Source organism: Dactylosporangium sp. NPDC048998 (assembly GCF_043197855.1).
Taxonomy (GTDB): Bacteria; Actinomycetota; Actinomycetes; order Mycobacteriales; family Micromonosporaceae; genus Dactylosporangium.
Map to the genome: position 1 here is coordinate 625,856 of NZ_JBICTV010000001.1, position 20,523 is coordinate 646,378.

General features: G+C 71.0%; 17 protein-coding genes. 13 read left to right on the plus strand and 4 right to left on the minus strand.

What is annotated here, in order from left to right; all coding sequences use genetic code 11:
• Positions 1-11 precede the first annotated feature (11 nt).
• Entirely contained in the window at positions 12-1,781 is a 1,770-nt protein-coding gene (locus tag ACGFI8_RS02960) for an ATP-binding protein (RefSeq protein WP_392799049.1), read from the minus strand.
• A gap of 202 nt (positions 1,782-1,983) precedes the next feature.
• Positions 1,984-2,694: a pyrimidine reductase family protein gene (locus ACGFI8_RS02965; protein ID WP_392799052.1), complete on the minus strand. Its 711-nt coding sequence runs from the start codon at positions 2,692-2,694 to the stop codon at positions 1,984-1,986.
• 177 nt (positions 2,695-2,871) lie between these two features.
• On the opposite strand from ACGFI8_RS02965, the gene ACGFI8_RS02970 reads away from it, so the two are divergent.
• The 9 genes from ACGFI8_RS02970 to ACGFI8_RS03010 all read left to right on the plus strand — a co-directional run bounded on the left by ACGFI8_RS02970 (position 2,872) and on the right by ACGFI8_RS03010 (position 14,240).
• Positions 2,872-3,417: a plasmid pRiA4b ORF-3 family protein gene (locus ACGFI8_RS02970; RefSeq protein ID WP_392799055.1), complete on the plus strand. Its 546-nt coding sequence runs from the start codon at positions 2,872-2,874 to the stop codon at positions 3,415-3,417.
• 443 nt (positions 3,418-3,860) lie between these two features.
• A complete protein-coding gene (locus tag ACGFI8_RS02975; RefSeq protein ID WP_392799058.1) occupies positions 3,861-5,174 on the plus strand; it encodes an extracellular solute-binding protein in 1,314 nt (437 codons plus the stop codon).
• Positions 5,175-5,272: 98 nt separating this feature from the next.
• On the plus strand, positions 5,273-6,250 hold the full coding sequence (locus ACGFI8_RS02980; RefSeq protein ID WP_392799061.1) for a carbohydrate ABC transporter permease: 978 nt from the start codon (positions 5,273-5,275) through the stop codon (positions 6,248-6,250).
• Positions 6,247-7,170, plus strand: a complete 924-nt coding sequence (locus ACGFI8_RS02985; RefSeq protein WP_392799063.1) for a carbohydrate ABC transporter permease — start codon at positions 6,247-6,249, stop codon at positions 7,168-7,170. The genes ACGFI8_RS02980 and ACGFI8_RS02985 overlap by 4 nt, the downstream gene beginning before the upstream one ends.
• Positions 7,167-8,570: a GH1 family beta-glucosidase gene (locus ACGFI8_RS02990; RefSeq protein WP_392799066.1), complete on the plus strand. Its 1,404-nt coding sequence runs from the start codon at positions 7,167-7,169 to the stop codon at positions 8,568-8,570. Before ACGFI8_RS02985 ends, ACGFI8_RS02990 begins: the two co-directional genes overlap by 4 nt.
• Position 8,571: 1 nt before the next feature.
• On the plus strand, positions 8,572-9,609 hold the full coding sequence (locus ACGFI8_RS02995) for a LacI family DNA-binding transcriptional regulator (RefSeq protein ID WP_392799069.1): 1,038 nt from the start codon (positions 8,572-8,574) through the stop codon (positions 9,607-9,609).
• Between the two features lie 21 nt (positions 9,610-9,630).
• Positions 9,631-12,057 (plus strand): GH36-type glycosyl hydrolase domain-containing protein, encoded by a 2,427-nt coding sequence (locus tag ACGFI8_RS03000; RefSeq protein WP_392799071.1) that lies wholly within the window; start codon positions 9,631-9,633, stop codon positions 12,055-12,057.
• Between the two features lie 61 nt (positions 12,058-12,118).
• Positions 12,119-13,186 (plus strand): LacI family DNA-binding transcriptional regulator, encoded by a 1,068-nt coding sequence (locus tag ACGFI8_RS03005; RefSeq protein ID WP_392799652.1) that lies wholly within the window; start codon positions 12,119-12,121, stop codon positions 13,184-13,186.
• A 199-nt stretch (positions 13,187-13,385) separates the two neighbouring features.
• The gene (locus ACGFI8_RS03010; protein ID WP_392799074.1) at positions 13,386-14,240 is read left to right on the plus strand and encodes a DUF559 domain-containing protein; all 855 of its coding nucleotides are present in this window, start codon (positions 13,386-13,388) and stop codon (positions 14,238-14,240) included.
• Between the two features lie 119 nt (positions 14,241-14,359).
• Here the strand turns inward: ACGFI8_RS03010 and ACGFI8_RS03015 are convergent, their stop codons facing one another.
• Together ACGFI8_RS03015 and ACGFI8_RS03020 are read right to left on the minus strand one after the other, a co-directional pair.
• Positions 14,360-15,571, minus strand: coding sequence for an acyl-CoA dehydrogenase family protein (locus ACGFI8_RS03015; protein ID WP_392799077.1), 1,212 nt, complete (start codon positions 15,569-15,571; stop codon positions 14,360-14,362).
• Positions 15,571-16,593, minus strand: a complete 1,023-nt coding sequence (locus ACGFI8_RS03020) for a phosphotransferase family protein (RefSeq protein WP_392799080.1) — start codon at positions 16,591-16,593, stop codon at positions 15,571-15,573. The genes ACGFI8_RS03015 and ACGFI8_RS03020 overlap by 1 nt, the downstream gene beginning before the upstream one ends.
• Positions 16,594-16,812: 219 nt before the next feature.
• Here ACGFI8_RS03020 and ACGFI8_RS03025 point away from each other — a divergent pair, with 219 nt between their 5' ends.
• From ACGFI8_RS03025 to ACGFI8_RS03040, 4 genes are all read left to right on the plus strand, one after another.
• The gene (locus tag ACGFI8_RS03025) at positions 16,813-17,586 is read left to right on the plus strand and encodes an amino acid-binding protein (RefSeq protein WP_392799082.1); all 774 of its coding nucleotides are present in this window, start codon (positions 16,813-16,815) and stop codon (positions 17,584-17,586) included.
• Positions 17,574-18,143: an ACT domain-containing protein gene (locus ACGFI8_RS03030; protein ID WP_392799085.1), complete on the plus strand. Its 570-nt coding sequence runs from the start codon at positions 17,574-17,576 to the stop codon at positions 18,141-18,143. Before ACGFI8_RS03025 ends, ACGFI8_RS03030 begins: the two co-directional genes overlap by 13 nt.
• Positions 18,144-18,250: 107 nt before the next feature.
• Entirely contained in the window at positions 18,251-19,534 is a 1,284-nt protein-coding gene (locus tag ACGFI8_RS03035) for a cytochrome ubiquinol oxidase subunit I (RefSeq protein WP_392799088.1), read from the plus strand.
• The gene (locus tag ACGFI8_RS03040; RefSeq protein WP_392799091.1) at positions 19,531-20,523 is read left to right on the plus strand and encodes a cytochrome d ubiquinol oxidase subunit II; all 993 of its coding nucleotides are present in this window, start codon (positions 19,531-19,533) and stop codon (positions 20,521-20,523) included. The genes ACGFI8_RS03035 and ACGFI8_RS03040 overlap by 4 nt, the downstream gene beginning before the upstream one ends.

The following is a 20,523-nucleotide window of genomic DNA, read 5'->3' on the forward strand; positions in this document are numbered from 1 at the left end:
GCCGACTCCTTCTAGAACGGGATGTCGTCGTCGGACACGCCGCCGGCGCCGACCCGCGCCACGACCGCGAACGGGTCGCTGGACTGCACGATCGAGCGCAGCGTCGAACTGGGCGGGGTGCCGGCCTCGGCGGGCCGGGTCGCCCACGACGGGAACGGGAACTCGATGCACAGCGGCACCGGGATCTCCGGCTGCGACACGAACATGGTGCCGGGCTTGGCCAGCAGCGCGCGCTGGCGCTGCGCGGGCGGGAGGAAGCCGTACTCCGGCCGGGACGCCTCGGCCGGGTCGAGCCGCCCGACGACCCGGATCGCCGAGTTGGCCACGATGCGCCGCTCCACCTCGCTGGCGGTCTGCTGCGCGCCGATGAGCACGACCCCGAGGGAGCGGCCCCGCTCGGCGATGTCGAGCAGCACCTCCTTGATCGGGCTGCTGCCCTCCCGCGGCGCGTACTTGTTCAGCTCGTCGAGGACGACGAACAGCAGCGGCTTGGCGGTGCCGGCCTTCTCCTTGCGCTCGAACTCGGTGCGCAGCGTCACGCCGACGACGAAGCGCTGCGCTCGGTCGGGCAGGTTGTGCAGGTCGACGACGGTCACCTGGGCGGACTCGGCGGTGTTGATCTGGTGCGGTTTGCGTGTGGCGAGGTCGCCGCGGATGAGCCGGGACAGGTCCTTCTTGCTGCCGATGAGCCGGCGGGCGAACGCGTTGACGGTGCCCAGGCCGACCGCGCTGCCGGCCCACTGCCCGCGGGTGGCGTCGTCGTTGAGCTGCTCGACGAGGTGGTCGACCAGGTCGGCGTAGGAGTTGAGCCGGGTGCCGTCGATCGCGACGCCGCCCTCCGCCGGCTGGGCGACGCGCGCCAGGTGCGCGGTCACCGAGTGCACCACCATCGTGTACTGCTGGCGCTCGTCGTCGGCGTCGGCGAACACGTAGGGCAGCAGCCGGTCGGCGCAGAACTCCGCCAGGGTCCAGTAGAACGCGTCGACGCCGGTGAGGCGGCTGCTCACGTCGGGGGTGCCGGAGGAGTCCCCGGCGCGCGGCGGCGCGTAGACGCGCACGTCCGGGAACGGGCCCGCGACCAGGCCGAGCCGGGCGTAGGCGTCCTCGGTGGCCGCGTTGAGCCGGGCGTTGGGGTGGTCGAGGAACAGCAGGTCCTCGCCCTTGACGTTGAAGATCAGCGCGCGGGTGTTGGCGGTCTCGCCGGCGCCGCCGAGCACGCCGGAGCGGAACACGGAGTACAGCAGGAAGGTGGCGAAGCTGGTCTTCGTCGCCACACCGGAGATGCCGGAGATCGACACGTGCGCGCCGCGGGAGCCGTCGAGGAAGTCGGCGTTGAGGAACATGGGCGCGCCGTCGCGGCCGAAGCCCATCGGGATCGTGCGGTCCATCCGGTCGAAGTACAGCGCGCCGGCCCGGGCGTCGCCCTGCGCGCGGTGCACCAGCGCGCCGGGGGTCGGCGGCACGTACACCTCCGGGTCGACCCGGGTGGTGGTGATCTCGGCGGCCTCCTGGATCGTCGCCGGGAGCGTGCCGTCGGCGACCAGGAAGACGTCGGAGTCGAACACGACGCCCTCGTGCCGGGCGCGCACCGCGGTCACCACCCCGGCGATCGTCACCGGGTCGTGCGCGGGAAGGTCACGCTTCGTGACGACGACGTCGTCGAGCTGGAGGTAGGCGCCCTCCTCGACGGCGACCCAGAAGGTCAGCGGGGTCGCGTCGGCGGTGCCGAGCACGCGCCCGACGACGGGCCCGCCCGATGTGGGCGCGGATTCGTCCTCCATGGTGTCGACCCCCAGTACATGTGTTCGCCTGTGCATCGTGCCCCACCATCGGCCGCGGGTCGAAGGCACCACGCCAGCGGTGGATGGGTGAGTGTCCGATTCATGGTCAGGAATCGGGGCAAAGTCGGACACAATCCACGGTTGTCCACAGGCTTCGGGTGGGTTGTCCACAGGCTTGTGGACGACGCTGTGGATTGCGGGCTCACCGGCTGTACCGCAGCAGGAGCAGACCCTCCGCGAGGAGTGCGTGACGCAGCGTGAGCGCCTGCGGCGTGTCGATCGGCGGCCCGGCGATGATCCGGCCGGCGCCCGGCCCGGCCAGCAGCGGCGAGAGGGTGAGGCACAGCTCGTCGACGAGCCCGGCCGCGGTCAGCGAGCCGAACAGGCGCGGCCCGCCCTCGCTGAGGATCTGCCGCAGCCCGCGCTCGTGCAGCAGCGCGACGGCGGCGGGGAGGTCGACCTGCTCGTCGCCGGCCACCACGATGTCGGCGACCGTGGTGAGCGGGCCCGGCTCGGCGGCGGCCCGGGTGACGATGATCGGGCGCACCGGGGCGTCGGCGAGGGCCTCGTGCGCCGGGTCGAGGTCGCAGCGGGCGGAGACCACGACGAGGGTCGGGTACTCGCTCATGCCGTGCCCCACCCGCCAGGCCCGCCGCTCGGCGTCCAGCCGCAGCGCGTGGTAGCCCTCCTCACGCAGCGTCCCGGCGCCGACCACCAGCGCGTCGCACAGCATCCGCAGAATGCCGAAGACGCGCTTGTCCGCGGGCCCGGACAGCGGCTCGCTGCGGCCGTCGACGTGCCCGGCGCCGTCGAGACTGGACACGAAGTTCAGCCGCAGCCACGGGCCGGGCGGCGTGCGGTAGAGCTCGGCGAGGTCGGGTAGCTCGTCTGGCGAGGGCCGCAGCAGCTGCACCCGACGACCTTACTCGCCGGCCGGGCCCGTGGCCGGTGGCGTGGGCTTCGGCTGCCGATGCTGGCAGTCGCACCAGTTGCCGCCGCGGCACTCGGCATGCCGTTTGTCGCGGCACGCTTGACAGATCACAATTTCAGGCTGCGCCGACGGGCCCGCCCGGTCAACAATGTCTCCACCATGGCTCGCATGATCTACCAGCTGCGCATCGCGCTGGACGGCGTCGACCCGCCGGTCTGGCGCCGCGTCCTCGTGCCCGGCGCCTTCACCCTGGACCGCCTGCACCGGGTGATTCAGTTCGCGATGGGCTGGAGCGACCGCCACCTGCACGTGTTCGACATCGACGGCGTGCAGTACGGCGTGCCCGACCCCGACGGCCTGCTCGAGGTCCGCGACGAGCTGGACACCCGCCTGGACGCGGTGGCGGGCAAGGGCACCCGGCTGCGGTACACCTACGACTTCGGCGACTGGTGGGAGCACGACGTCGCGATCGAGGACGTGGTGCCCGCCGACCCCGACACCCGCTACCCGATGTGCACCGGCGGCGAGCGCGCCTGCCCGCCCGACGACGTCGGCGGCCCGGACGGCTACCGCGACTTCCTGGCCGCGTACACCGATCCGGCCCACCCCGACCACCTCGCGATGCGCGTGTGGCTGGGCCGCGCCTTCGATCCGGCCGCCTTCGACCCGGCCCCGCCGACGACCCTGCTGCGCCGGATGACCTGATCGGGGCCGGCCGGCGGCGCCGGCCACAGCCGCCGTGATCGATGATCGTTGTAAGTTTCGACCCCTCGCCCCGTCCTCGCGGAACCGGGGGCAATAAATCCACGTAATTCGATGCGAACGAGGGCTACGTGGCCCTCGGCGCCCAGGTCACCGTGCGTGACAGCGCAAAAGGTACATGGCGCGATAAAGGCGGATCAAACTCTCCGTAGAAATCTTGCGGTAACGAAATGGGAACGCTCCCATCGCCCCATTGACACGTCGCCGTTCGCGGTCCAATCTCATGGGAGCGCTCCCGCGGCTGTGGCCGGTGACACACCCCGCAGCCGTGGGGGGCATCAATTCGCATGTCCGCCATACCCCGGCGGGGCTTCACCCTGCCCGCCGCGACGCATCAACACCCCACACCCAAACACCGCATCACGACCTGAGAGAGAGGGGTCAGGATGAGCTTCACCCCGCGCCGCATGCGATCCGTCGCCGCGGCCGCGCTGACCGTCGGGCTCGCCCTCGGCATCGGCGCCTGCAGTGCCAAGAAGAACAACGCCGGTTCCGACGAGAGCACCGGCGGCCCGGTCACCATCTCGCTGTCCTACTTCGGCTCGCCCGGCTTCACCCAGGCCGTCAAGGACTTCGAGGCGGCCAACCCGAACATCAAGGTCGACGTCAAGAACGAGGGCCAGACCAAGGACTTCGTGCCGAAGCTGGCCCAGCAGCTCTCGGCCGGCAGCGGCGCGAGCGACGTGGTCATGCTCGAAGAGGGCATGCTGCTGCAGTACCTGAAGGACAACAAGCCGTTCGCCAACCTGCTCGACCTCGGCGCATCCTCGCTCGAGAGCGAGTACCTGTCGTTCAAGTGGAAGAACGCGTTCACCGCGGACGGCAAGAAGCTCGTCGGCCTCGGCACCGACGTCGGCCCCCTCGCGATGTGCTACCGCACCGACCTGTTCGAGAAGGCCGGCCTGCCCACCGCCCGCGACGAGGTCAGCAAGCTGTGGCCGACGTGGGAGGACTACGTCAAGCAGGGCGAGACCTTCAAGGCGAAGAACACCGGCGCGGCCTGGATCGACTCCGCGACGTCGATCATGCAGCCGTACATCATGCAGAACAGCGACACCTGGTTCTACGACAAGAGCGACAAGTACATCGGTGACACCAACACGGCCGTGCGCAAGGCCTACGACCTGGGCATGGACATGGCCAGCAAGGGCCTGACCGCCAAGCTGCAGCGCTGGCAGGCGGACTGGGACGCCGCGTTCAAGAACGCCGCGTTCGCGACCGTGCCGTGCCCGCCGTGGTACACCGGCGTGATCAAGGAGCGCGCCGGCGACGCCGGCAAGAACAAGTGGGACATCGCCACCATCCCCGGCAAGGGTGGCAACTGGGGCGGCTCGTACCTGGCCATCCCGGAGCAGAGCAAGAACAAGAAGTCCGCGTTCGAGCTCATCAAGTTCCTGACCGGCAAGCAGGGTGGCGTCGACGCCTTCAAGGAGGCCGGCCCGCTGCCGTCGTCCGTGTCGGCGCTGGCCGACCCGGCCGTGGCCTCCGCCACGAACGAGTACTTCAACAACGCCCCGGTCGGGCAGATCTACGTCGGTGCGGCGAAGGACCTCAAGCCGATCTACCTGGGCCCGAAGCACCAGGCCCTGTGGGAGAACGCGTTCGAGCCGGCCATGCAGGCTGCTGAGCAGGGCAAGCTGAGCGCCAAGGACGGCTGGGACAAGGCCATCAAGGAAAGCAAGGCGCTGGCCGAGGGCTGATCGGGAACCGATCGACACCGGGCGGAGGTGGCGTCGACACGCCACCTCCGCCTCCTAGCGACCGGCAACCCGCACGCTACGGAAGAAGGACCACCACCATGACCACCAACGTCGAGGCCGCCCAGCCTCGTCACGGGCGAAAGGACCCGGTGACGCCGCCGAGGCGGCGCTCCGTGCGTCTCGGCCGGCTGGACCTCAAGCTCTCGCCCTACATGTTTGTCGCGCCGTTCTTCCTGCTGTTCGCGGTGTTCGGGGCGTACCCGCTCGTCTACACGGCCGTGCTGTCGCTGCGCAAGAACACCCTGACCGGCGGCGACGCGGGTTTCGTCGGCTTCGAGAACTACCGCAAGGTCCTCGTCGACGAGCACTTCTGGACCGTCATCTACAACACGTTCGGCCTGTTCATCGTCGCGACGGTGCCGCAGCTGATCCTGGCGCTCATGATCGCCAGCTGGCTCAACAAGAAGATGCGGGCCCGCACCGCGATCCGCATGGGCGTGCTGATCCCCAACATCACGTCGGTCGCCGCCGTCGGCATCGTCTTCGGCCTGATCTTCGCCGACCGCTACGGCCTGGCGAACTGGCTGATCCAGACGGTGGGCCTGCACCCGGTCGAGTGGCGCAACCACCGCTGGTCGTCGTGGACCGCCATCGCCTTCATGGTCGACTGGCGCTGGACCGGCTACAACGCGCTCATCTACCTCGCCGCGATGCAGGCGATCCCGAAGGAGCTGTACGAGTCGGCCTCGCTGGACGGGGCCTCGGCCTTCCGGCGGTTCTGGCGGATCACGGTACCGCTCATCCAGCCGACGATCCTCTTCACGGTGATCATCTCGACCATCGGCGGCATGCAGCTGTTCACCGAGCCGCTGCTGTTCAACTACGGCCGGATCCAGGGCGGCTCGCTCAACGAGTTCCAGACCGTCGCGATGTACATCTACGAGACCACGTTCACGAACAACTTCAACGTGGGCAAGGGCGCGGCGATCTCGTGGCTGCTGTTCTTGATCATCCTCCTCTTCGCGCTGATCAACTTCTTGTTGGTGCGCCGCTCGGTTCGAGGGAACACGACATGAGCACGATGACCCCGACGACCCGGACCGCCGCCCCGCACCGGGCGCCGAGCGCCCCGAACAAGCGGTCCGGCCGCGTGCGCAGCGCCTCGGCGGCGCTGTGGCAGGCCAGCCCGCTGACCTACCTGGCGCTGATCATCACGATCGTGCTGTCCGTGTTCCCGATCGTGTGGTCGTTCATCGTGGCCTCGCGGGACAACAGCGCGGTGACGGCCATCCCGCCGCCGCTCACGCCGGGGCCGAACTTCTTCTCCAACGCCTCCCGGGTGCTGGAGAACACCGACGCGAACTTCATCTACGGCCTGGTCAACTCGGCCATCGTGGCCGGCTGCGTGACGGTGTCGGTGGTGTTCTTCTCGACCCTGGCCGGATTCGCGTTCGCCAAACTGAAGTTCCGCGGCAAGAACGCGCTGCTGCTGATCATCATCATGACGATGATGATCCCGACGCAGATCAACATCATCCCGCTGTACCTGCTCATGGTGAAGTTCGACTGGACCAACACGCTCCAGGCGGTCATCGTGCCGTTCCTCGTCAAGGGGTTCGGCGTCTTCATGATCCGGCAGTACGCCGAGTCGGCCATCAGCGACGAGCTGATCGAGGCGGCCCGGATGGACGGCGCCTCGACCTGGCGGACGTACTGGAGCGTCGTGCTCCCGGCGTTGCGCCCGGCCGCGGCCGTGCTCGGCCTGCTGACGTTCATGGAGACCTGGAACGACTTCCTGTGGCCCTACGTGGTGCTCAACGGTGACACGCCGACCGTGCAGGTATCGCTGAACATTCTGGCGACCGGTTACTACAAGACCGACTACGTGCAAGTCTTTACCGGGACAGCTCTGGCGATCGTGCCGCTGCTCATCGTGTTCATCGCATTCGGCCGCCAGATCATCGGCGGCATCATGGAAGGTTCGGTCAAGGCGTGACCATCATCGACCCGCTGACGTTCCCACCCGGCTTCCTCTGGGGGGCGGCCACCGCGTCGTACCAGATCGAGGGGGCGGTCGCCGAAGACGGCCGCACCCCGTCCATCTGGGACACGTTCAGCCACACCCCCGGCAGGACAAAGGGCGGCGACACCGGCGACGAGGCGTGTGACCACTATCACCGCTACCGCGAGGACGTCGCGCTGATGACCGATCTGGGGCTCGGCTCCTATCGGTTCTCCATCGCGTGGCCGCGCGTGCAGCCGGGCGGACGCGGGCCGATGAACCCCAAGGGACTCGACTTCTACCAGCGGCTCGTGGACGAGCTGCTGGAGCGGGGCATCACCCCGTGGGTAACGCTGTACCACTGGGACCTGCCACAGGAGCTCGAGGACGCCGGCGGCTGGCCGGCGCGCGACACCGCCGCCCGGTTCGCCGAATACGCCGCGCTCGTGCACGGCGCGCTCGGCGACCGGGTCCGGCACTGGACCACCCTCAACGAGCCGTGGTGCTCGGCCTTCCTGGGCTACGCCTCGGGCGTGCACGCCCCCGGCCGCCAGCACGCCCCGGACGCGCTCGCCGCGATGCACCACCTGCTGCTCGGCCACGGCGAGGCGGTTCGCGCCATCCGCGCGAACGACCCCGGCGCGCAGCTCGGCGTCACGCTGAACCTGTACGCGATCTCGCCCGCCGACCCCGGCAACGCCGGCGACCTGGACGCCGCGCGGCGCATCGACGGCCTGGCCAACCGCATCTTCCTGGATCCGGTACTGCGGGGCGCCTACCCCGAGGACGTGCGGCGGGACCTGGCCGGGGTCAGCGACTTCGGCTTCGTCCACGACGGCGACCTGGAGACCATCGCCACGCCGCTGGACCTGCTGGGCATCAACTACTACAGCCGGCACGTGGTCGCCGCGCCCGACCCGGACGCGCCGGCCGAGCCCTACTGGCGCGCGCCGACGTCCTGGCCGGGCAGCGAGGACGTGCGGTTCCTCAAGCGGCCCGGTGTCCCGGTCACCGACATGGACTGGGAGGTCGACGCACCCGGGCTCACCGAGACCCTGGTGCGGGTCGCGCGGGACTACCCGGGCGTCCCGCTGTACATCACCGAGAACGGGGCCGCCTACGTCGACACCCCCGGTGCCGACGGGGCGATCGATGACGCGGGGCGGGTCGCCTACTTCGACGCGCATTACCGGGCCTGCCTCGCCGCGATCGCGCAGGGCGCCCCGCTGCGGGGCTACTTCGCCTGGTCGCTGCTGGACAACTTCGAATGGGCATGGGGATATTCGAAGCGCTTCGGCATGATCGGCGTGGACTACGCCACCCAGCAGCGCACCATCAAGGCCAGCGGGCACCGGTACCGCGAGGTCGTCAAGCGCAACGGCCTGGCCGAGTAGCGTGCACCGCCCGACACTTGACGAGGTCGCTGCCCTGGCCGGTGTCGGGCGCGGCACCGTCTCCCGGGTCATCAACGGCTCGCCGCAGGTGAGCCCGGAGGCGCGGGCCGCGGTGCGCAAGGCGATCGAGGAGCTGGGCTACGTGCCCAACCGCGCCGCCCGTGCACTGGTCACCCGCCGGACCGACTCGGTGGCGCTGGTCGTCTCCGAGTCCGAGGAGCGGGTCTTCGGCGAACCGTTCTTCGCCGGCATCGTCCGCGGCGTCAGCTCGCACCTGGCCGACACCCAGATGCAGCTCTGGCTGGCGATGGCCCAGTCCACCGCGGAACGGCAGCTCGTGGAGCGACACCTGTCGGACCAGCACGTCGACGGCGTGCTGCTGTTGTCGCTGCACGATGACGACCCGCTGCCCGGCCTGCTGGCCGGGCGCGGGCTGCCGACCGTCCTGGGCGGGCGCACCGCGCACATGCTCGAGACGGGCACCACCGACGGCCGCCCGGACGGGCACAGCGTCGCCTTCGTCGACAACGACAACGAGGGCGGCGCCCGCACGGCCGTCGAGCATTTGCTCAACCTGGGGCGCCGCCGCGTCGCGGCGATCGCCGGCCCGCAGGACATGGGGGTCGGCAAGGCGCGGCTGCGCGGGTACCGCGAGGCGCTTCGCCTGGCGTCCCAGCCGTACGACGACCGACTCATCGCATACGGCGACTTCAGCGAGGCGAGCGGCGCCGAAGCGATGTACCGCCTGCTCCATCTCAACCCGGGGCTCGACGCCGTCTTCGCCGCCTCCGACCTGATGGCCGCGGGGGCCATCCGAGCCCTGCGCGAGCAGGGCCGGCACATCCCCGCCGAGGTCGCCGTGGTCGGGTTCGAGGACTCCGCCGTGGCCCGGCAGACCCTGCCGCCGCTCACCACAGTGCACCAGTCGGTGGAGGGCATGGGTCGCGAGATGGCGAGGCTTCTGCTGGCCCGCATCGCCGGCGGGCCGGCCCACTCGACTGTGCTCGACACGCACCTCGTGGTGCGCGAGTCGGCCTGACCCATCCCGCAGGAGGCAACCGTGCGCTTCGGCCACTTCGACGACGAACGTCGCGAGTACGTGATCGACCGGCCCGACACCCCGCTGCCCTGGATCAACTACCTGGGCACCGAGGCGTACTTCGGCATCATCTCCAACACCGCCGGCGGCTACTCGTTCTACCGCGACGCGCGGTTGCGCCGGCTCACCCGCTACCGCTACAACAACGCACCCTTCGACTTCGGCGGCCGCTACCTCTACCTGCGCGACGCCGCCACGGGCGAGTTCTGGTCGCCGACGTGGCAGCCGACGCAGACAGAGCTGGACGAGTACGAGTGCCGCCACGGGCTGTCCTACACCCAGATCTCCTCGGCCTACCGCAACATCAAGGCCCGGGTGTCGTACTTCGTGCCGCTCGGCGAGACGCTGGAGGTCTGGCGGCTGCGGCTGACCAACGAGCGCGCCTCCGCCGCCGAGCTGTCGGTCTTCTCCTCGGTCGAGTTCTGCCTGTGGGACGCCCAGGACGACGCCACCAACTTCCAGCGCAACTTCAGCACCGGCCAGGTCGAGGTCGTCGACGGGGTCATCTACCACAAGACCGAGTACCGCGAGCGCCGCGACCACTTCGCGTACTTCGCCTGCAGCGAGCCCCTCGCCGGCTTCGACACCGCCCGCGAGGCGTTCCTCGGCCCGTACCGCTCCTGGGACCGCCCGATCGCGGTGGAGCGCGGCAGCTCCGCCGACTCGATCGCGCACGGCTGGCAGCCGCACGGCTCGCACCACGTGCGGGTCACGCTGCAGCCCGGGGAGACCCGTGAGATCGGCTTCGTGCTCGGCTACTGGGAGAACCCGCGCGACGCCAAGTTCGACCCGCCGGGCTCGCAGACGATCAACAAGCAAACGGTGCGCCCGGTCATCGCCCGCTGGCTGCGCCAGGACGCCGTCGACGAGGGCATCCGAGCGCTGCGGGAGAACTGGGACACCCTGCTCGGCGGCCTGCAGGTGCAGACCCCCGACGGCGACACGAACCGGATGGTCAACATCTGGAACGCGTACCAGAACATGGTCACGTTCAACATGAGCCGCTCGACGTCGTTCTACGAGTCGGGCATCGGCCGCGGCATGGGCTTCCGCGACTCCAACCAGGACCTGCTCGGCTTCGTGCACATGATCCCGGAGCGGGCCCGCGAGCGGATCCTCGACATCGCCGCGACCCAGCTGTCCACCGGCGGGGCGTACCACCAGTACCAGCCGCTGACCAAGCGCGGGAACAACGACATCGGCTCGGGCTTCAACGACGACCCGCTGTGGCTGATCCTCGGCGTGGCCGCGTACCTCAAGGAGACCGGCGACCTGTCGATCCTCGACGCGGCCGTGCCGTACGACAACGCGCCGGGCACGGAGCAGCCGCTCTACGACCACCTGCAGCGCTCCCTGCGGTACACCCTGGAGCGCCTCGGCCCCCACGGGCTGCCGCTGATCGGGCGGGCCGACTGGAACGACTGCCTCAACCTCAACTGCTTCTCCGACACGCCCGGCGAGCCCTTCCAGACCACCGAGAACGCCACCGGCGGCGTCGCCGAGTCGGTGTTCATCGCCGGGCAGTTCGTGCTGGCCGCGCGGGAGCTGGCCGACATCGCCGCGTGCGTCGGCAAGCCCGCGCAGGAGTACCTCGACGCGGCCGAGAAGATGGCCGGCACCATCGCCGAGCACGGCTGGGACGGCGCGTGGTTCCGCCGGGCGTACGACTTCCACGGCAACCTCATCGGCTCCGCGTCCAACGATGAGGGGCAGATCTTCATCGAGCCGCAGGGCATGTGCGTGATGGGCGGCGTCGGCGTCGAGGACGGCACCGCGGCCACGGCCCTGGCCAGCGTGCGCGAGCGGCTCGCCACCCCGCACGGCATCATCCTGCAGCAGCCGGCCTACAGCTCCTACCGCCTCGAGCTCGGCGAGATCTCGTCGTACCCGCCCGGGTACAAGGAGAACGCCGGCATCTTCTGCCACACCAACCCGTGGCTGATGATCGCCGAGGCGATCGTCGGCAACGGCGACGGCGCGTTCGACTACTACAAGCGGATCAACCCCTCGGCCCGCGAGGGGATCAGCGAGGTGCACCGCTGCGAGCCGTACGTCTACGCGCAGATGATCGCCGGCCGGGACGCGCCGACCCACGGCGAGGCGAAGAACTCGTGGCTGACCGGCACCGCGGCGTGGAACTACGCCGCGATCACCCAGTGGATCCTCGGCATCCGCCCGGAGCTGACCGGCCTGCGGCTCGCCCCGGCGCTGCCCGCGGACTGGTCCGGCTTCACGGCGGTCCGCCGCTACCGCGGCGCGACCTACCGGATCCAGGTGCGGCGCGGCGAGCGGTCGCTCACGGTCGACGGGGTCGCGGCGGACCCGGATTCGGTACTGCCGATCGCGCCCGAAGGCGCCGAGGTTGAGGTGATTCTGACGATTTCCTGAAAAAGATCGCGGGGCTGCCGGGTGGCCCGATGACGGAATGTGCGCACAATGGGGCGTGAACATCCCGTCCCCGGGCCGCCCGCGCTCCGCCGGCCGGCCCACCCTCGACGAGGTCGCCCTGCGGGCCGGCGTCGGCCGCGGCACCGTGTCGCGGGTGGTCAACGGCTCGCCCCAGGTGAGCCCCGAGGCCCGCGCGGCGGTGCAGAAGGCGATCGACGAGCTCGGGTACGTGCCCAACCGCGCGGCCCGGGCGCTCGTCACCCAGCGAACCGACTCGGTCGCGCTCGTGGTGTCCGAGTCGGAGGAGCGCGTCTTCGGCGAGCCCTTCTTCGCCGGCATCGTGCGCGGCATCAGCTCGACCCTGGCCGACACCCAGCTGCAGCTGTGGCTGGCGATGGCGCAGTCCCCGGCCGAGCGCGAGCGCGTCGAGCACCACCTGACCAACCAGCACGTCGACGGCGTCATGCTGCTGTCCCTGCACGACGCCGACCCGCTGCCGCTGCTGCTGGAGGGCCGTGGCCTGCCGGTCGTGCTCGGCGGCCGCCCCGCCCAGATGCTCGCCGACGACGAGCAGCTCAACTTCACCGCCCAGCTGTCGCAGCTGTCCTACGTGGACGCCGACAACGAGGGCGGCGCCCGCATCGCCGTCGGCCACCTGCTGGACCGCCAGCGCCGGCGCATCGCCGCGATCGCCGGCCCGCAGGACATGGCCGTGGGCGTGTCCCGGCTGACCGGCTACCGCGAGGCCCTCGAACGGGCCGGGCTCGGCGTCGACGAGCGGCTCATCGCGTACGGCGACTTCTCCGAGGCCAGCGGCGAACGCGCGGTGCACGACCTGCTCGCCGCGGACCCGTCCATCGACGCCGTCTTCGCCGCCTCCGACCTCATGGCCGTGGGCGCCCTGCGCGCCCTGCGCACCATCGGCAAGCGGGTCCCCGACGACGTGGCGCTGGTCGGCTTCGACGACGTGGCGATCGCGCGGCAGACCGACCCGCCGCTGACCACCGTGCACCAGCCGGTCGAGGCGATGGGCCGGGAGATGGCGCGGCTGCTGATCGCCCGCATCGGCGGCGCGGCGTCCTCGTCGGTGATGGTGGAGACGCACCTGGTCCGCCGCGCCTCCGCCTGACCCGCCCGCCGCCCCCACCCACCCCGCCCCCACCCACCCCGCCCCGCCCGACAGGTGCGCGTTGATCTTGCAGTTGTGGTGCCCGGACACGCCGCTGCTGTCCGGTTTGTCGCCACCACAACTGCAAGATCGACGATGGTTGTCCACAGGGACATGTGGGGTGTTGTGCCGGGTGGGAGGGGGTCGGCAGGGTGGCGGGGTGGCGCGGGTGCGGGGGTATCGGGAGCTGCTCGAGCTCGGGGTGCCGCGGCAGCGGCTGAGGGATCGCGTCACGGACGGCCGGATCGCGATCGTCAGCCGCGGCGTCTACGGGCCTGCCGTCAACGACCACATAGATCACCTTCGGGCGGTCCTGCTCCGCCTGCCTGGCGACGTCGTCCTCAGCCACCAGTCGGCCGCCGCGCTGTACGGCTTCGCCGTCATCGGCGCCGAGCGCGTTCACGTCACCTTTCCAGCGGGCATGGCCAAACCCCGGATTCGAGGTGTGACCGCGCACGAGTCGGCGTTACCGGTCACCGCCGTCCAGCACCCGTTCGGCGTCAGGTGCGCGCCGCCGGCCCGGGTCGCGGTCGACCTGGCGCGGTCCTACCGGCGACCCGACGCGCTGGCGACGCTGGACGCCGCGTTGCGGGCCCGACTGTGTACTGCCGACGAACTGGCCGACGAGGCACTGCTGCACCACGGGCTGCGCGGCGTCCGGCACGCCCGCGATCTCGTGCCGCTGGCCGACGCCGGCGCGGAATGCCGGCAGGAGAGCCACCTTCGGCTGCTGCTCATCGATGGCCGCCTACCGGTGCCCGCGACCCAGGTATGGGTGAGTGGCCCCTCCGGCGAAAGCGGCTACCGCCTGGACCTCGCTTACGAGGAGCGCAAGGTCGGCATCGAGTACGACGGTAGGTCACACACCGATCGCTCGCGCCTGGCCGCGGACCGCCGGCGCATGAACTGGCTGGCCCAGTCCGGTTGGACCATGCGCTACTTCACGGCAACCGACCTCTACCAGTTCCCCGCAAGCGTGATCGAGTCGATAGCGGCGGCCTTGGGCCGCCGTTGATCTTGCACTTGTGGTGGCGACAAACCGGACAGCAGCGGCGTGTCCGGGCACCACAAGTGCAAGATCAACGCTTGGTGGGCGGCGGGCGCGGGGTGGGGTGGGGTGGGGGTCAGGCGGGGTTAGCTGTATTTGCGCAGCTCGCGGCGGGCCAGGGACGCGCGGTGGACCTCGTCCGGGCCGTCGGCCAGGCGCAGGGTCCGTGCGTTGGACCACAGTTGCGCCAGTGGGGTGTCCTGGCTGACGCCCGCGGCGCCGTGGGCCTGGATGGCCTTGTCGATGACCCACTCGGCCATGGACGGGACGGCGATCTTGATGGCCTGGATCTCGGTGTGGGCGCCCTTGTTGCCGACGGTGTCCATGAGCCACGCGGTCTTGAGGACCAGCAGGCGCGCCTGCTCGATGCGGACCCGCGACTCGGCGATCCACTCCTGGATCACGCCCTGCTCGGCCAGCGGGCGGCCGAACGCCACGCGCTGGCTGACCCGGCCGCACAGCAGCTCCAAGGCTCGCTCGGCCATGCCGATCAGGCGCATGCAGTGGTGGATGCGGCCGGGGCCGAGGCGGGCCTGGGCGATCGCGAAGCCCTGGCCCTCGCCGGCGATGAGGGCGTCGGCGGGGACGCGGACGTCGGAGAAGATGACCTCAGCGTGGCCGCCGTGGGTGGCGTCGGTGTAGCCGAAGACGTGCATGCCGCGCTTGACGGTGATGCCGGGGGTGTCGCGCGGTACGCACACCATGCTCTGCTGCTTGTGCCGCTCCGCCGCCGGGTCGGTCTTGCCCATCACGATGAACAGGGCGCAGTTGGGGTTCATCGCGCCCGACGACCACCACTTGCGGCCGTTGATGACGTAGCCGTCGCCGTCGCGTTCGATGCGGGTGGAGATGTTCGTCGCGTCCGACGATGCCACGTCCGGCTCGGTCATGCAGAACGCGGAGCGGATCTGGCCCTCCAGCAGCGGCTTGAGCCAGCGGTCCCGCTGCTCCGGCGAGCCGAACTGGGCCAGCACCTCCATGTTGCCGGTGTCCGGCGCGGCGCAGTTGAGCGCCTCGGGGGCCAGGTGCGGGCTGCGGCCGGTGATCTCCGCGAGGGGGGCGTACTGCAGGTTGGTGAGCCCGGCCCCGTGCGCGGCGTCGGGCAGGAACAGGTTCCACAGGCCCCGCTCGCGGGCGGAGCGCTTGAGGTCCTCGATGATCGGAGGCCGGGCCCACGGATCGTCCAGGGCGGCCGTCTGCTCCTCGAGGACGCGCTCCGCGGGGTACACCTCCTCCTCCATGAAGTCGGTGAGCCGCTCGTGCAGCTCGGCGGTGCGCTCGTCGAAACCGAAGTCCATCAGCTCTCTCCGTTGATCGCTGCGATGCCCTCTTCGAGCAGGGGCGGGACGAGCTGCCCGATCTCGTCGAAGCCCGCGCCCACGGTCTGGCCCTGCGTGTAGCGGTAGTGGATGCCCTCGAGCACGACGGCCAGCTTGTAGCAGGCCATGCCGACGTACCAGTGCAGATCGTCGCTCAGCGGCGCCGAGCGGGCGTAGCGGCCCAGCAGCTCGTCGCCGGAGGGGAAGCCGGCGGCGGCCCCCAGCCCGTCCGCGATCGGGTTGCGGCCCGTCGTGATGCGGTCCAGCACGTTCCAGTACGCCAGCAGCAGCCCCAGATCGGTCAGCGGATCGCCGATCGTGGCCATCTCCCAGTCCAGCACGGCGGCGACGCGCAGCGTGCCCGGATCGACGATGAGGTTGTCGAGCCGGTAGTCGCCGTGCACGATGCCGGTGCGCCGGGTGGCCGGGACGGTGGCGGCGAGCCGGTCGCGCAGCGTGTCGGCGGCCGGCAGGTCGCGGCTGCGGGAGTTCGCCAGCTGCTTGCTCCAGCGGCGCACCTGCCGCTCCAGGAAGCCCTCCGGCCGGCCGAACTCGGCCAGCCCGACCGCGGCCGGATCGACCAGATGCAGCTCGGCCAGGGTGTCCATCATGGCGAAGGCGATCCGCCGCCGGCTGTCATCGCCGAGCGGGTCGGTCTGGTCGCGGTGGCGCAGCACCACGCCGGGGACGCGGGCCATGACGTAGAACGGCGCGCCGATCACGGCGTCGTCCTCGCACAGCAGCAGGGCCTCCGGCACCGGAACCGCGGTGGCGCCCAGCGCCGAGATCATCCGGAACTCGCGGGCCATGTCGTGCGCGGTGGCCAGGACGTGGCCCAGCGGCGGGCGGCGCAGCACGTAGACCTCGTTGAGGACGTACGTGAGGTTGGACCGCCCGCCCGGGACGAGCTCCGCCGTCAGCGGCGCGCCGACCAGGCCGGGGGCCTTGTCGTCGAGGTAGCTTTGCAGGCTGGAGAGGTCGAGACCGGGTGGCGTGGTCATCCGATCAGTCCATGGGTGAGACACATTCTCTGTCAAGGTCTGTCCGCTTTCGGGCCGGGCCAAACGCCGGGTCAAACGTTGTCAAACGTTCCGGCATCGACACCGCTGCGAAACGGGGCGGAAACCCACGGTAGGCAACCTGTTCGCAGTACCGGAGAGCAAGGCGTACACCAACGGCGGCGTACATCCTCAGCCAAGGACGAATGGGAGGTCGACTCTATGCTGCTCAGGCTGCGGGTTGCGCTGCCCGACCGTCCCGGCTCACTCGGGCAGGTCGCCCGAACGCTGGGTGTGGTCGGCGCGGACATCGTTTCGGTGGTCGTTCTGGAACGGGTCAGCGGCCGTGCGGTGGACGACTTCACCGTGGTGTGGCCGGCTTCGGCCGCGGTCGACCGCGTACTCACCGGCCTCGCGGCGATCCCAGGCGTGCGCGTGGACGGTGTGTGGCGCGGCACCGAGCTTTCGGAGCCGAGCAGCGGCCGCGAGGTCGCGCTGATCGGACAGGTGGCGGCAAACCCGGACCACGGCCTGGCGACGGTCGTGGACGCGGCGCCGGCACTGTTCGGCGCGGACTGGGCGGTCGCGATCCTCGTCGGATCGGACTGGGCGGGCGGCGGCGCGCGTGCCCAGGCATGGTCCGACTCCTCGGTGGTATGCGCCAGTTGGCGCGCTCCGGATGTCCCCCCTCAGGTGGACATCGCACCACTCCGGCCCCGCGCGTTGAGTGCAGCTGACGGCGTTCATCTCGCTGTCGCGCCTTTCCAGCGTGGAGGGCTGGTCCTTGTCGTCGGCCGCGGCGGGGCGGAAGGCGACGCTGGAGCACCACCGTTTCACGGATCCGAGGTGGAACGGCTGGCGCAGCTGGTCGGTGCAACCGCATCTGTGCTGGGGGAACGGCTGGCGGGGCCCGGTTTGGCGGAACCGGGTACGGCGGGGAGTTCCGTTGCCGGAACCCCCGCTCCCGCCGGCACAAGATCGTCATGGGCGGCCTGAACCGCCAGCAGGAGGTACCGGGGATGACGCTCTGGCGCATCCGGGCCACGGTCGACGACCGTCCGGGCTTCCTGTCGGTCCTCACCGCGAGCCTCGCCCTGCGGAAGGTCAACATCCTCTCCGTGCAGGTGCACACCACCGAGTCCGGCGCGGTCGACGACTTCCTCGTCGAGGCGCCCGACGCCCTCACCCGGGCCGACCTGGTCGACGCCGTGCAGCGCGGCCGCGGCCGCGACCCGTGGGTGGCCCCGGCCGACGTCCGTGGCCTCATCGACGAGCCCACGCGGGTCCTCGCGCTGGCCGCGAAGGTCCTCGACGGCTCGGCCACCCTGGAGGAGGCGATCGCGGCGCTGCTCGGCGACTGCGACATCTCCTGGCGGGCCGGCGCCTCGACCGGCGCGGTCGGCTTCACCGCCACCGGCATGCAGCTGCAGGACCCGGCGGGCGGCACCCTGTACGTGCGGCGGCCGGCGCCGGCGTTCACCCCGGCCGAGTACGCCCGGGCCCAGGCCCTGGTCGAGCTCGCCCGCGTGGCCGCGAAGCACACGGCGGCCTGAGGACACGCTGAGAGCGCCCCCTCGTCGATCGAGGGGGCGCTTCTAGTCGTGTCCGTCTACGTGTAGGGTGACGACATGTTGGTTGGGTACATGTCGGGGGGCGACGCATGAGTGCCCTTGAGTACGCCCGGCTGCAGTTCGGGCTCACCGCATCGTTGCACTTTCTGTTCGTCATGGTCACACTCGGCCTGGTCGTGCTCGTCGCCGTCATGCAGACGCGGTACGTCGTGTCGGGCAATCCGGCGTACGGCCGGATGGCCCGCTTCTGGGGCCTGCTGTACGCGATCAACTACGCGGTCGGCATCGCCACCGGCCTCGTCATGGAGTTCGAGATCGGGCTCAACTGGGGCGGCCTGTCCCGGCTCACCGGCGACGTGTTCGGCGCGCCGCTGGCCCTCGAGACGCTCATCGCGTTCGTGCTCGAGTCCACCCTGCTCGGCATGTGGATCTTCGGCTGGGGCCGGCTCGGCAAGCGGCTGCACCTCGCGCTCATCTGGGGCGTCGCCGCGACCGCGATGCTGTCCGCGTTCTGGGTCATGGTCAGCAACGCGTTCCTGCAGCACCCGGTCGGGTACGCCCTCGACGCCGACGGCACCGCCCGGCTCACCGACTTCGGCGCGCTGCTGTCCAACAGCGCCCTGTGGTTCGCCCTGCTGCACGCCGTGTCCGCGGCGATGACGACCGCCGGCATCCTGCTCGCCGGCGTCAGCGCCTGGCGGCTGAGCGGCGCATATCGAGCCCGGCGGCGGCGCGCCCTCGGGCCGGACGACCACGAACTGTTCCGCCGCTCGCTGCGCCTCGGCATCCGGGTCGGGCTGATCGGCACCTTCTTCACCATCGGCTTCGGCTACGCGCAACTCGGCCCGATCGGCGACAACCAGCCGACCAAGCTCGCCGGCGGCGACGACGCGATCGCCCAGCAGGCCGCGATGGTCGCCCGGTTCGGCCCCGGCGACTACCTGCCCAGCGACTGGGTCGGGACCTCCCTCGGGGCGATGACCGGGATCGCCAACCTGCTGTTCCTGCTGCTCTTCGTCGCGCAGGTGCTCACGTTCCGCGACACGCTGATCCGCCGCCGCTGGGCCCGGCCGGCGCTGTGGATGCTCACCGTCCTCATCCCCCTGCCGTTCGTCACCGCGATCTTCGGCTGGATCGTGCGCGAGGAGGGCCGCCAGCCGTGGGCCGTGTACGGCCTGCTGCGCACCGTCGACGCGGTGTCGCCGATGAGCGCCGGGGCGCTGCGGTGGTCGACGTTCGGCTTCACCGCGGCCGTCGTCGCGCTGGCCGTCGCCGACTGGTGGCTGCTGGCCCGGGCCGCCGCGCGTACGCCCGGCGGCGAGTTCGGCACCGACGAGGAGACCCCGCTCGAGCTGCAGGAGGCCACGGTATGAGCGACTTGTGGTACGGCATCCTGGGCTTCTGCCTGGTGGCCTACTTCGTCCTCGGCGGGCTCGACCAGGGCGTCGCCATGCTGCTGCCGGCGCTGCGCGGCGACGGCGAGCGGCGCGCGGCCCTCAACGCGATCGGCCCGATGTTCCTCGGCAACGAGGTCTGGGCGGTCGGCGCCGCGGGTGTGCTCGTCGCCGCGTTCCCGCGCCTGGACGGCGAGCTGTACGGCGCCGCGTACCCGGCCGTGATCGCGATCGTGGTCGGCCTGCTCGCCCTCAACGCCGGCGTCCAGCTGCGCAGCCGCGGCCGGCGCCGGGCCGGGTTCGACGCCCTCATCGCCGCGAGCGGCCTGGCCCTGGCGCTGGGCTGGGGCCTGCTGCTCGGCGTTCTGCTGCACGGCGTCCCGCTCGACGCCGACGGCCACGTGCACGGCTTCGCGCCGCTGCGGGACCCGCAGGTCTGGTTCACCGCGCTCGCCAACGTCCTGCTGGTCCTCGTCCACGGCGCAGCCTTTCTGGTCTGGCGCCTCGAGGCCGGGCCGGTGCGGGAGAGGATGCGCCGGCTCGTCGCCCGGCTCGGCCCGGCCGCGGGCGGCGTCGCCGTGCTCGTCCTCGGCGGCTGGTATCTCCAGGCGCCACCCGGCATCCGCCACCCGGTCACCGGGACCGTCCTGGCCCTCGCGATCGCCCTCGCCGTCGTCGCCGCCGGACTCGCGGCGAAGACGGGTGGCGGGCGGGTGTTCGCGGCGAGCGCTGTGGCGTGCGCCCTACCCGTGATCGCGGCCGCGTCGGCGCTGTTCCCGGCCGTGCTAGCGTCCACGATGGACCCGGGCGCGACGGTGACCGTCGGCGACGCGGCCGCCGGCGGCGACACGCTACGGCTGCTCGCCCTCGGCGCGGCGCCGCTACTTCCGGTGCTCGTCGCCGTCCAGGCCGCCTGCTGGTGGCTCTTCCGAGCCGGCGGCAGACGCCGGACGTCTCTGTACTGGTAG